The organism is Aquibacillus sediminis (assembly GCF_005870085.1).
Lineage (GTDB): Bacteria > Bacillota > Bacilli > Bacillales > Amphibacillaceae > Aquibacillus_E > Aquibacillus_E sediminis.
This window is the reverse complement of record NZ_SZNM01000005.1, coordinates 176,765-189,208: the sequence shown is the minus strand read 5'-3', so window position 1 is coordinate 189,208 and position 12,444 is coordinate 176,765. Positions and strand designations below refer to the sequence as shown.

12 protein-coding genes are annotated in these 12,444 nt (G+C 38.3%); 3 read left to right on the top strand and 9 right to left on the bottom strand.

Annotated elements, in window-relative coordinates:
* Window positions 1-268 precede the first annotated feature (268 nt).
* Window positions 269-1,459 (top strand): ROK family protein, encoded by a 1,191-nt coding sequence (locus FCI53_RS07885; protein ID WP_138417559.1) that lies wholly within the window; start codon window positions 269-271, stop codon window positions 1,457-1,459.
* Between the two features lie 61 nt (window positions 1,460-1,520).
* On the opposite strand, the gene FCI53_RS07880 is transcribed toward FCI53_RS07885, so the two are convergent.
* From FCI53_RS07880 to FCI53_RS07845, 8 genes are all read right to left on the bottom strand, one after another.
* Complete coding sequence (locus tag FCI53_RS07880) at window positions 1,521-1,967, bottom strand: hypothetical protein (RefSeq protein WP_138417558.1); 447 nt, start codon at window positions 1,965-1,967, stop codon at window positions 1,521-1,523.
* A gap of 94 nt (window positions 1,968-2,061) precedes the next feature.
* On the bottom strand, window positions 2,062-2,976 hold the full coding sequence (locus FCI53_RS07875) for an aldo/keto reductase (protein ID WP_138417556.1): 915 nt from the start codon (window positions 2,974-2,976) through the stop codon (window positions 2,062-2,064).
* A gap of 170 nt (window positions 2,977-3,146) precedes the next feature.
* Window positions 3,147-3,815 carry a DUF3889 domain-containing protein gene (locus FCI53_RS07870; RefSeq protein WP_138417555.1) on the bottom strand — a complete coding sequence of 223 codons (669 nt, stop codon included), beginning with the start codon at window positions 3,813-3,815 and terminating at the stop codon, window positions 3,147-3,149.
* 125 nt (window positions 3,816-3,940) lie between these two features.
* On the bottom strand, window positions 3,941-5,062 hold the full coding sequence (locus FCI53_RS07865) for an NAD(P)/FAD-dependent oxidoreductase (protein WP_138417553.1): 1,122 nt from the start codon (window positions 5,060-5,062) through the stop codon (window positions 3,941-3,943).
* A 64-nt stretch (window positions 5,063-5,126) separates the two neighbouring features.
* A complete protein-coding gene (locus FCI53_RS07860) occupies window positions 5,127-5,696 on the bottom strand; it encodes a YdcF family protein (protein WP_138417551.1) in 570 nt (189 codons plus the stop codon).
* A gap of 86 nt (window positions 5,697-5,782) precedes the next feature.
* Window positions 5,783-6,946 (bottom strand): acyl-CoA dehydrogenase family protein, encoded by a 1,164-nt coding sequence (locus tag FCI53_RS07855; protein WP_138417549.1) that lies wholly within the window; start codon window positions 6,944-6,946, stop codon window positions 5,783-5,785.
* 521 nt (window positions 6,947-7,467) lie between these two features.
* On the bottom strand, window positions 7,468-7,731 hold the full coding sequence (locus FCI53_RS07850; protein WP_138417547.1) for a DUF3006 domain-containing protein: 264 nt from the start codon (window positions 7,729-7,731) through the stop codon (window positions 7,468-7,470).
* 4 nt (window positions 7,732-7,735) lie between these two features.
* Window positions 7,736-9,064, bottom strand: coding sequence for an MBL fold metallo-hydrolase (locus tag FCI53_RS07845; RefSeq protein WP_246050044.1), 1,329 nt, complete (start codon window positions 9,062-9,064; stop codon window positions 7,736-7,738).
* A gap of 161 nt (window positions 9,065-9,225) precedes the next feature.
* On the opposite strand from FCI53_RS07845, the gene FCI53_RS07840 reads away from it, so the two are divergent.
* Entirely contained in the window at window positions 9,226-9,672 is a 447-nt protein-coding gene (locus FCI53_RS07840; RefSeq protein ID WP_138417545.1) for a hypothetical protein, read from the top strand.
* Between the two features lie 863 nt (window positions 9,673-10,535).
* Window positions 10,536-11,933: an NAD-dependent malic enzyme gene (locus FCI53_RS07835; RefSeq protein WP_138417543.1), complete on the top strand. Its 1,398-nt coding sequence runs from the start codon at window positions 10,536-10,538 to the stop codon at window positions 11,931-11,933.
* A 105-nt stretch (window positions 11,934-12,038) separates the two neighbouring features.
* On the opposite strand, the gene FCI53_RS07830 is transcribed toward FCI53_RS07835, so the two are convergent.
* Window positions 12,039-12,398 carry a DUF2512 family protein gene (locus FCI53_RS07830; protein ID WP_246050043.1) on the bottom strand — a complete coding sequence of 120 codons (360 nt, stop codon included), beginning with the start codon at window positions 12,396-12,398 and terminating at the stop codon, window positions 12,039-12,041.
* Window positions 12,399-12,444 lie beyond the last annotated feature (46 nt).

Genomic DNA, 12,444 nt, shown 5'->3' with positions numbered 1-12,444 from the left:
TCCGAAGACCCCGCAGCGCGGTCTTCGCGAGGAGGCTGAGGGCGTGCCCACGGAAAGCGGAGCATTCTGCCGAAGCCATAGTATAACACTCATTTCAATTAGAGTTTAAGAAAGCAAAGTTACTACGCAGTATATAGCTTATGCGTATTAAATGTAACAAACACTGAAAACTTTTCTGTCCTTTATTAGCCTTTATCTCTATATTTTATCGCCAAATTAAGATATACTATATTTATTGAATAAACAATGAGGGGATACGTGGAAAGGGATGAACAAGCTACAAACTGGTGATCAAAACCTTGTTAAAAAAATAAACAAATCAATCGTATTACATGCTATTCAAACGAAAGGTCCTATTTCTCGGGCTCAAATTTCAAAAGATACAGGCCTAAACAAAGCTACTGTATCATCCATGGTGACAGATTTAATTGATGAGCATTTTGTTAATGAAATTGGTCCAGGGCCATCAAGCGGTGGCCGTAAACCAGTCATGCTTTATTTTAACAATCATGCTGGATATGCAATTGGCATTGACTTAGGGGTTAACTATGTATTAGCAATATTAACTGATTTAAAAGGTAATATTATTGAAGAGGAAATACAAACATTACATGGTGTAGAAGAAAACCAAATTATCGATCAATTACAGGGTATCATAGAGATATTGATGAAAAAATCTCCTAAAAGCCCCTATGGAATCGTTGGGATTGGAGTAGGTGTCCCAGGTATCGTAGATCAAGATGGAATATTATTATTTACGCCATATTTAAACCTACAACAGGCTAATCTAAAAACAGTATTGGAAAGTAAATTTGATATTCCCACCATTGTTGCAAATGAAGCGAACTCCGGTGCTTATGGTGAACAACTTTACGGTACAGGAAAAAATGTATCCAATCTAATTTATGAAAGTATTGGCATTGGGATCGGAACAGGAATTATTATAAATGGAGAGTTATATACCGGTTCAACTGGGATCTCTGGTGAAATGGGCCACCTAACCATTGAAACAAATGGTAAAAAATGTCGTTGTGGTAACCGTGGTTGTTGGGAACTTTACGCTTCGGAAAGTGCATTACTACAAGAAGCGAAAAAATTAGAAGTATTTAAAAATCAGAATGAAATTGACTTAGATACAATTGAACAGGAAGCAAAGAATGGCAATGGTGAAGTACTACAATTACTTAATACCATTGGTGAATTTATCGGTATTGGGTTAACAAATATCATTAATACTTTCAATCCTGAGATGATTATATTAGGAAATCGAATGACTCGATTTGAAAGCTGGATCTTAAACCCAATACATCGTGTGTTGGATGAGCGACTGTCTACTTATCATCGGGAATCAATCACAATTACAACATCTGCGCTTGGAGTATATTCCAATGCATTAGGGTCCGCTTCCTTTGCCCTTTCTAATTTCTTAGACACAAACCGAGTAACAGTAAATCATTAAATGGAAAAGTTACCAGGGCTCATCAACTGGTAACTTTTTTCTTTATCATATACTGCCTCACCTAATCAAGGAGATCTAGAAAACTAACATTCTCAGTGTATTGTGTGCGGTAGCATTTATAATAATTTTTTAATTGTTGTTTTGTCATGATAACGTGTATTAAGATTTTTCTTACATCATCCTGCACTTTTTCTCTAGATCTTGCGGATTTACAGCTTTTTCTTACATCATCCTGCGCTTTTTCTCTAGATCCTGCGTATTTACAGCTTTTTCTTACATCTTCCTGCGCTTTTTCTCTAGATCTTGCGTATTTATGGGTTTTTCTTACATCATCCTGCGCTTTTTCTCTAGATTCTGCGTAATTACGGCTTTTTCTTACATCATCCTGCGCTTTTTCTCTAGATCCTGCGTATTTACAGCTTTTTCTTACATCATCCTGCGCTTTTTCTCTAGATCCTGCGTATTTACGAGTTTTCCTTTTATTCCGTCGTGTATTTTGGATAATCACTGTACTTCAGTGGTTAAACAAAATACAATTTATGTTCATTAAAAGAGTCTAACCTAGTAGAAGTTAGACTCTTTTTATATGACGAGCTAATGTTTTATGGTAAGTCGTTTCCTGCTGCACGATAAAGTTCATACCATTCTTCTCTTGTTAATGTCACATCAGATGCTTTTGCGATATTAGTTAGCCGTTGCGGGTTCATCGTACCGACAACTGGTTGAATGTTAGCTGGGTGACGTAAAATCCAAGCAATCGCAATTGCCGAATCTGTTACCCCCTTCTTTTCTGCCATTTCTTGTAATTTAGCATTCACTTCAGGGTAGTCCGGATTCCCAATAAACGGTCCCTCGATCATCCCATATTGGAATGGTGACCATGCCTGGATTGTCATATCATTCAATCGGCTATATTCAAGCACACCACTGTCACGTACAATTGCTGGGTTATTTTGCATATTCACATTAAATCCGGCATCAATCATTGGTGTATGCATCAAACTTAATTGCATTTGGTTAATAATTAAATCTTGCTTCATATATTTCTTTAACAATTCCATTTGTAACGGATTTTGGTTACTTACCCCAAAATGACGCACTTTACCATTCTCTTTTAAAGTTGTAAATGCCTCTGCCACTTCTTCAGGCTCCATCAATGTATCTGGACGGTGAAGTAATAATACATCAATATAATCCGTTTTTAAACGTTTTAAACTGTCGTCCACAGATGCAAGAATATGTTCTTTTGAAAAATCAAAATATCCTTTGCGAATACCACATTTTGTTTGTAATACCATTTTCTCTCGCATAGATGGAGACATAATCGCATCAGCAAATACTTCCTCTGACTTTCCTTTTCCATAAATATCGGCATGATCAAACAAATCAACGCCTGCATCCATTGCATTTTCAATCACATATGTAGCTTCTTTTTTCGTTAAACGATCCATCCGCATACAACCTAACGCTATCTCACCAACTTCTAGATTGCTAGTACCAAGTTTGATTTTTTTCATCTTTGCACCTCTTTTCTATGATATAGCTCTATTTTACCACTAATGGTCGATCAAGTTATACTAATTTAGCAACAATTTGATGTGGCATAAGGACTTTAACTAAAACACAACGCATGGATAACCCACATTTCCAATCATCCATGCGTTGCCATTAATCTATCATTGTTTGCTCAATCATTTACTTCCGTTATATCAAACGAAATAATCCGATCGGTACTTGGATTATAGGTCACAGTTCCTCGCACTTTCATCTGCTCTTGATTTGATTGTAAAATATATTCATATGTTTCTTTCATTCTTTGATTAGTTAATTGATTTTTACTTACTAAATTATATTCTGTCACATTGTAATTGGGATAAGCCACTTGTGTCACTTCCAATAAATACTTCCCCCAACGTTCTTGTTCCAATTCTGGAGAAGGTGTGATTTCAATCGACAGAACACCAATCGACGGGTTTGCCCCTAAAGCTTGAAATGCTTGACGATGCAGATTCACTTTATTAGCTGGATAGCCTTCCACCTTATCCACTACTGTTACAATAATTTCTCTTTCACCTGGTAGTGATAAGTTTTTTATTTTCAATAGTTGCCCACATTGGTAGGGAGAGCTGTCACTTACAGCAGCTGTCATGTATTGATTAGTTGACCAAGCTATTCCACACTGCGTCGTTTGGCCACCTTCTGTCCATGTCGCTTGACCTTGTACAGATTGTTGCCTGTCTTGAAAAGCTGAGAAATTATTATGATAAGGTCCATAAACTTGCGGACTATAAGCATACGGATAAGTGTAATTAACTGGCTGATAGTACCCATTACCATGATAATAATGTTGATACATATTTTTTCCTCCTGTCTGCAGTACATGTGCGTATATAATAAACTATGAACAACAGCAGGAATTGTGACGAAATGCTTTTCAATGTTTCTTTCATTACGCCATATCTAGTTTTTCAACCGACAACTTTACTTTTCAACAATGGCACTAGCCACGTCATAATCTTTAAAATCTAGTTCGGTAGCTTGACCTAATACAAGCTTTGCTAACTGATCCCCAACATATGGTCCACTCGTTAACCCTGAAGCACCAAGTCCATTCGCAACATATAAGCCATCCACCTGTGGAACGCGACCAATAATAGGTAAAGAACCTGGTGTGAAAGGACGGAATCCTACCTTTGTTTCTAAATACGTACTTTCTGTTAATCCTGGGGCTACTTGTAATGCTTTATCAATGATCCCATGCATACCAGATACTGTTACATCATGGTTAAACCCAGCTTGATCTTCATGTGTCGTCCCTATAACCACTCTTCCATTTTTAAAGGTGAGCATATACTGATTGTAAGGAGCCATCACGACTGGCCAATTACTTGTATCCGTATTCGGCATTTGCAAATGCACAATCTGCGCCTTTTGAGGTGCCACTTGATAGTTTAGTCCAAGCGGTTTTAATAACTCGTTATCCCATGCCCCTCCTGTTGAAATCACACGATCAGCCGGGATCGTACTTCCATTTACCAACACCCCATTAACCGTTGATCCTTGATAAATTAACGAGGCACTACCGTGTACAAATTTCATACCAACTTTTTTAGCAGCACGAATCAGTGCATCACGAACTGCACTACCGTTAACTCGAGCACCCCCACTAATATGTACTGCTCCAAATCGATCGGACAATGGAGGAAAAATTTGACGTGTTTCTTCTGCACTTAATTTTGTTACCTCCCCCATATCAGGCGTATACGTTTTTCTGTTCTGAGCGACCTCCAACTTATTATCTAATTTTTGTTCGGTGTCATAAATATTAATGGCTCCAACTTGGGCATAGCCTGTTTCTGCTTCTCCATCTGCTTGCAAGCTTTGAGTTAGCTTGGGGTAATAATGCGCCCCATTTTCCACTAAGCGATACCATGATTTATTTTTTCGATTGGTGAGCCATGGACAAATAATACCCGCACCAGCATCGGTTGCTTGACCACGATCATTGCGATCAACGAGTGTCACATTTGCTCCCTGTTTTACTAAATGGTAAGCCGTGGAAGCACCAACAATACCTCCACCTATTACAACAATGTTTGGCATAATAACCTCTTTTCTTTTTGGGTGTTTCTAGATTGTTAAGTATGATACGCCATACGCTTCTATATTAAAACAATAAGTATTTATAAAAAGCAAAAAACTCTCTGAAAATCGAATAGGGGTCTCTCCACTCTAGTATTTCTGCGTGCGTACCACCTACATGACTAAATCCAGCTTGCTTAAACGCTAGTTTTGTTCGTGTCACATGGTAATATTGTGTGATCACCGTGACGGTTTCCATCTCTAATCGGTCGATGATTTGTTTGGCATTTTCAGCAGTCATCTCTGTATTATATCCGTTACTGTCGGTGGTTATATCCTCTCTAGCAATACCTTGATTGATTAAATAGTTATTCATTACTTTCGCTTCATCAAACCCTTCTTTCCCGGTTCCACCGCTAACAATGATATGTCTAATATTTCCTCGATCGTAAAGTTCCACTGCTTTGTCAAGTCGGGCTTTTAAGCGATCGGATGGTTCGCCATTTTGATTGACTTTGTTCCCAAGTACCACCCCGACATCTGAAGTCGTTTGGTCATCCTTCCATCCATCGATCATGATAACAACAGAATGAATGACGAACCATGCCAACATCACACTGATAAATAGAAGGATCCCCTTTTTAAGGATTTTCATGCCACTTCCTCCGTCGTTTATTATCCTTTTTCATGGTTGGTAGGACACACCGAATAAATCGTTTAGTCAACCAAACCTTTTACTGTTTATCCATTAAAATCAACTAATGCTTGTTTAGCAAGAGAGGAAATGACTATATCATCCATCGGTGGATTATGTAAACCCGCACGAATATCGCGATAATAACGTTGCAATGGATTGTTACTGGCTAAACTACGAGCCCCAACAATTCGCATCGCCAAATCGACAATCGTATTGGCACTGTTTGTGACAATATGTTTCACTGCACCTAGTTCACCAGCCATTTCCACTCGACGATCTGGTTGATCTTCCCAGCGCGCTGCCACTCCATATAACATTTGTCTTGCTTTGAATAGTTCTAGTTCCATTTCCCCGATTTTTCGTTGTACCTCAGGGACTTCTTTAATGGGACCTGGCAAACTATTTGGTTTATATTCACTTGCAAATTTTATCGCATAGTCTCTTGCTGCAGTAGCAATCCCTAAGTAACAAGCTGGTATATGTAATAGCCATGCTTTTGGTGTTGTGTTGTTAGCTAGAGTATCTTGATCTTCCACAAGTGCTGATGCCTCTACTCGAACATGTTCTAATACAAGATCATCACTTCTCGTCCCCCTCATGGAGATGGTATTCCATGTTTCTTCTATACGAATTCCTTCTTGACGATGGTCAATTAAAAACACACCTTTTTCTTCCGTGTTGTCAATTCTTGCTGTAACAAGAGAATAATCTAAAGCAGGTGCCATCGAAGTAAAGGTTTTACGACCGTTGATTACCCACTCATTCCCTTCCTTTACAGCTGTGGTTTGTGGCATCCCTCCCCTTGTTGGACTTCCTGTTGCAGGTTCTGTAGCTGCTCGATTGATTAATGCTTGATCGTTTACTATTTTTTCACACATGCTTGCAAATGTTTTTGGTTCCCACATGTTATTTTCAGCTAGTTCTAAAACAATGCCTAAATGCCAGCCAAGGGATAAACCTGTCGCTCCATCACCTCGTGCAATTTGTTCTTGCACAACCAACATGTCATATAATGTTAAACCTTCCCCACCAAATTTCTTTGGTACCGTTAAGGATAAATAATTCGCATCCTTTAAATCTGCAAAATTTTCAAAAGGAAATTTTCCTGTTTCATCTATTGTATCTGCGCGTTGGGCAAATTGTTTTGCCAACTGTACACTTGATTGGAATAAGGATTGTTGTTCCTTTTTTATAAATGAATGAACCATTGTTGACCATCTCCTTCATTATGTTTCCTTCTAGGATATCAAGTAATGATTTGATTTGCCATTCACAACTCATAATGTAGTATTGCATCTATGCTTTTGGAAAGGTTCCTTTCTAATGGTTTTGTGTCGCAGTTGCTAGAAAATACGACGTAGATACAAGACGAAAACTTAAGAAACGTGCACACCTAGCTTAAAAATTGATCTTAATGTACACGAAAACTTAAGAAACGTGCACATCTAGCTTAAAAATTGATTCTAATGTACACAAAAACTCAAGAAACGTGCACATTAGGAGGGAGTTTCGCCTCAAATATAGACGGGCACTAGATAATTGTACACATCTGACTTAAAAATTCGGTGAATATGAGTAATGATATTGAGCTACGTCTGAATCTATATTGTTTGTGACAAAGCAACAATCTTTCAGAAAACAGACTTTAGAATCGTTTAGCATTTTACACGTTTGAGTTGCTTATATTACTATCTTTAGTAAAAAAAAAGAGAGTGAAATTCACTCTCTTTTAACGACGTTTAAATTTGCTACCTTTACTTTTAGCACGAAGTTTTTTCATCATATCCTCGGTTTTTGCCTCTTCGGCTTGGGTTGTTTTCTCATCTAATGTAATCGACGTGACAGTATCACCTTCCATTGTGATGCGAAACCAATCATGTACCTCGCTTCCACTCGGGAGTTGATCCTTTGGAAGAATAACTTCTCTGTTATGTTCTTCTAATAAAATAACTGCGTATCGATCTTCTTCAATTCGATCTAAAACACCTTTCATGTTATTACCCTCCAATACATGCAATTCCTTCAGATTTAATATCGTCTATTCTGGATGGTCCAATACCATTAATACTTGATAAATCATCGATGGAATCATATGGTCGCAACTGTATTAAATCTTCTGCACGTGCGGGTCCAATATGAATAATCTGCTGTAAGTCTTCCATGGTTGCACTGTTTACATCCACACAACCATCATTGTTCGTTGACGGTGACGAGTTTGGTTCTTGTTCTGATTGGTTTGTTTGCTCAGAACTAGTAGAACCCTTGCTTGATGGGGTGATCGTACCATCCGCTTTAGTTGTGACATCATATGTTACCCCGTTTGTCGTTACAATAATCGTTCCATGAACATCGGTACCATATAAGGTTGCACCGTAATTTTTGACGGCATTTACGACTTCTACATGTGGATGACCATAAGAATTATCAGTACCAGCGCTATATATAGCTACTTCTGGTGAAACAGCTTCTAAAAATGCTTGGCTCGTTGAGGTATTTGAACCATGATGTCCAAGTTGAAGAATATCGGCATCAAGATCGATACCACTTTGCATCATAGACTGCTCTTGTTGTTTCTCCGCATCTCCAGTAAATATAAACTCCGTTTCACCATACGTCAATTTTAAAGAAATCGATTCTTGGTTTGCCTTTCCTGTAATACGACTCGGATGAAGGACTTCTATTTGTAATGAACCAACATCAAATACATCACCAGTACGTGGTTCATCATAATCAACACCATTTGCTTCAATTGCAGACAATACTCGTTGAAACGTCTTCGATGAACTTGTGTTACCTGACAACCATACCTCTCCAACATCAAATTGATTCACCACTTTGTCAAGTTGACCAATATGGTCGGCATCTGGGTGGGTGCCAATCGCGATATCAATAGCTGATATATTTTGTGAATTCAAATAGTTAACCACATTGTTACTATTCCAATCTCCAGCATCAATTAAAATCTTATAGGAGTCAAACTCTAACAAAGCAGCATCGGCTTGCCCTACATCGATATAATGAACCTTTAATGTTGACAACGGGCCATCACGCGGGGCATCTTCTGTTTGTTGCTCAGTTGAACCGTTTTTCTCCTCTGATTCTTGTTCTTTTAAGTTCTGTTTTTCTGATGAAGTTTCTTCATCGCTATCAGTACTTTGGTCAGCCTCTTCTTCAGCTTGTTGATCGGATGGAGCAGCCTGAGATGATTGTTCAACGTCATCATTCCCGCCACCCAACTCTGTCTCTTGTGGCGCTGTACCACATCCGCCCACTGAAAAAATAACAATGAACATACTAATCGTAAAAAGATATAAAGAATTTTTCATTAATCCATAACCCCCTAACTTTCTTATAATAACATATTTATTGGTTGTGATAGTTTCTTAAATACGCACCAATAGTAGGAAAAAATTGTTCCATTAATGGATAAAAATTCAACACCGTGGCAGGATACGATTAACCAACTATTACAAAGGAGGTGTTAATCATGAAAAAACTAACTATCCTCTTCGCCTCTGTGTTTGCTGCAGGTGTGACCGTAACAACTTCCTTACAGTTCACAGAAACCACTAGCGCTGATGGAGAGGCTCAACAAGTTTCTACCTCCCATATAACAAATGAACAAACGGTTGACCTAGAAAAAGGAATTGAAGTCGTTATTTATAAGGTTGGAAAGTTACAAGGCAAGGTAAATGTATCTCCAGATGACATTGGACAGATCAATGAGATTACCGAGTCAATTGAAGAAAATTGGGATATGATTGAAGAACAAGTAGAGGAAAAGTATCCAGATGATTATACGTATATTGAAGAAAGTCTGTACCCTTTAATTGCTGTTGGAAAACAGGAAAAACCTGATATGGAAGAACTTGAAAAATATATCAAAGAATCCGAACAAAAATTAACCGAGTTTCAAGAAAAGATTTCGGAATAACAACAGACACCGAACTAGGACGACGGTTCGGTGTTTGTTCATTAAAAAACAAATTATGTTGAATATAATTCATGTTATGACATGAACACAAGCTGTATTATACGACATAACTTACCGCTTCCTATCGAAGATGAGTGCTTAAAAGTCGCTGCGGCAATACACTACGCTTATTCGTGTACTCTGAATTTTTATAGAAAATGGTTTAATAAATATATATGGTCTTTTTATTGTTATTTAACACTTTTATAGAAACTGTTGGATTAGAATAAAGTATGCAATGAATGTCTTTATATAGCTTAATCACTTATCCCAATCTGAAAAACTAGTACAAGTGGAGGCAGAATACGGAGACTCCTCGAAAATACAAACCAATTTTCTTCGTGTGATGTATCGCTTCCGAAGCCTTCCTTGTCCTATGGGAACAGCACGAGCTGAAGATCCACCCGTGGATTAAGGAACGTAGGCTAAGATCGCCACGTCCTGTGGCAACGCCTGCGTGACCAACAACGTGTTGGCCCGAGGCCGTGCCCATGGAAAGCGTAGTATTCTGCCGGAACGATGATAAAGCATTTATTTCATTCAGAATGTAAGTTAGTAAATAGACCTGGTTATGTCGTATAATATAGCAATTGTATATGATGGAGCACCAAACCTTTCTATAATAACCACAAGAGAAAACGCTTTTTTATACTTTTATTCTGTGTTAGTATAATGATAACTTCTAAAGCGCCCTCACCTAACCTATCATCAAGAGCTATCTCCCATCATATGATCATCATCTAGTAAGAAAAAGTAGCATATACAAACTAGAGGGACCTATTTTTGAAACATTAATATACTAATGATATGAAAGGGATGTTGAAATGGCTCGTTCTAACATGCATGTTATTTTACGTTTAGAGATTGACAAACAACAAACAACCTTTGGTGAAATTGCTACAGCCATCGGGAATGCTGGTGGTGACATGGTCGCAATTGACGTAATTAAAGAAGGTCCAGACTTGACCGTTCGAGATGTCACCATACGTGTCAATAATGAAAGCGGTCAAGAGAAAGTCGTTGACGCAATTAATGCGTTAAATGGAGCAAGTGTGAAACACGTATCTGACCGAACCTTCCTTGTACACCTAGGTGGTAAAGTCGAAGTTAAATCGAAATTATCGATAGATAACCGTGAACAATTATCCCAAGTATATACACCTGAAGTGGCGCGAGTTAGTAAAGCAATTGATGAAAATCCACTGCTTGCCTACAACTTAACGATCAAAAATAATGCGGTAGCTGTTGTTTCGGATGGAACCGCGGTCTTAGGGTTAGGAAAAATTAAGCCCGAAGCTGCAATGCCTGTGATGGAAGGTAAAGCAATGTTGTTCAAACAATTTGCCAACATTAATGCCTATCCACTTTGTTTAAGTTCACATGAAACAGAAGAAATGATTAACGTGATAAAATCCCTTAGCCCAACGTTCGGCGGGATTAACTTAGAGGATATCGCATCACCACAATGCTTTGAAATAGAAGAAAGATTAAAAGAAGAACTAGATATACCTGTCTTCCATGATGATCAACATGGGACCGCAATTGTTGTGTTAGCTGGTATTTTCAATGCATTAAAAATAACGAAAAAGCGATTAGAAGATGCTAAAATTGTCGTTTGTGGTATTGGTGCTGCAGGGATTGCTATTACGAAAATGTTACTAAATGCTGGAGCTAAAAATGTAGTCGGTGTCGACCGTGATGGTGCGATTACACGAGATGAAACCTATGACAATAAAATGTGGAATTGGTACGCGGAAAATACCAATCCAAATAATGAAACAGGAGCCTTGTCCACTGTGATTGAAGATGCTGATATCTTTATCGGGGTATCTGCTGCTGGCATACTTAAAGTGGATGACGTCAAGAAAATGGCGACAGATCCAATTGTATTTGCACTTGCGAATCCAAATCCAGAAATTTCTCCAGAGGATGCAAGTCCCTATGTCAAAGTAATGGCAACAGGACGTTCTGATTATCCAAACCAAGTAAACAACGTGTTGTGCTTCCCTGGTATTTTCCGTGGTGTGCTCGATTGCAAAGCATCTGCCATTACCGAGGATATGAAACTAGCTGCAGCCAAAGCGATTGCATCAACGATTAGTGAAGATGAATTAAATGCTGAATATATTATTCCTGGTGTTTTTAATGACCGTGTTGTACCTAAAATTAGAGATGCTGTTATAGAAACTGCCTATAAAACAGGGGTTGCACGCCGAACTTAACATTGCCTTAAGAGTCGCAAAAAAATTGCGGCTCTTTTTCCTTAATATCTATATTCTAATAAAGAGGCTGTCCAAACCAATGGACAAGCCTCTTACTAATACAACCTACGCAATCACTTCTTCTCGTTTATCCTTAACTAGGGCACGATGTTGAGGGATTTCTGTTAATCCTATTAATAATGCTGTTAAGACCGCACCCCAAAACGTCACTTCTCCACCAACAAAAAACGGGGTGATAAAATAAACGAGCGCAGCAGCTGCGACAAAATCTGCAATTAATGCAAGTGTCATCGTTTCACGTCGCAGGAGCATTCTCTCCATCACACGTCCAACAATTGCTAACACAACCCCTAATATGATCGGTTGGTAGAAGTAGGCAAAATCAATTGGAAATAAAAACCAGGCAATCACAACAGCAATTGGACAGATGATTAATTTTGCAATCAAGTTACCGATCGTTCTCATCTCCTTTCAAATACAATTTTGTTTCCATCCCTAATTTGTGCATTTT

Bases quoted from the DNA above. Each gene is read 5' to 3' on its own strand.
- FCI53_RS07855 (WP_138417549.1), bottom strand. From the start codon at position 6,946: ATGGTTCATTCATTTATAAAAAAGGAACAACAATCCTTATTCCAATCA.
- FCI53_RS07840 (WP_138417545.1), top strand. From the start codon at position 9,226: ATGAAAAAACTAACTATCCTCTTCGCCTCTGTGTTTGCTGCAGGTGTG.
- FCI53_RS07830 (WP_246050043.1), bottom strand. From the start codon at position 12,398: ATGAGAACGATCGGTAACTTGATTGCAAAATTAATCATCTGTCCAATT.
- FCI53_RS07865 (WP_138417553.1), bottom strand. From the start codon at position 5,062: ATGCCAAACATTGTTGTAATAGGTGGAGGTATTGTTGGTGCTTCCACG.
- FCI53_RS07845 (WP_246050044.1), bottom strand. From the start codon at position 9,064: ATGAAAAATTCTTTATATCTTTTTACGATTAGTATGTTCATTGTTATT.
- FCI53_RS07860 (WP_138417551.1), bottom strand. From the start codon at position 5,696: ATGAAAATCCTTAAAAAGGGGATCCTTCTATTTATCAGTGTGATGTTG.
- FCI53_RS07875 (WP_138417556.1), bottom strand. From the start codon at position 2,976: ATGAAAAAAATCAAACTTGGTACTAGCAATCTAGAAGTTGGTGAGATA.
- FCI53_RS07835 (WP_138417543.1), top strand. From the start codon at position 10,536: ATGGCTCGTTCTAACATGCATGTTATTTTACGTTTAGAGATTGACAAA.
- FCI53_RS07870 (WP_138417555.1), bottom strand. From the start codon at position 3,815: ATGTATCAACATTATTATCATGGTAATGGGTACTATCAGCCAGTTAAT.
- FCI53_RS07885 (WP_138417559.1), top strand. From the start codon at position 269: ATGAACAAGCTACAAACTGGTGATCAAAACCTTGTTAAAAAAATAAAC.
- FCI53_RS07850 (WP_138417547.1), bottom strand. From the start codon at position 7,731: ATGAAAGGTGTTTTAGATCGAATTGAAGAAGATCGATACGCAGTTATT.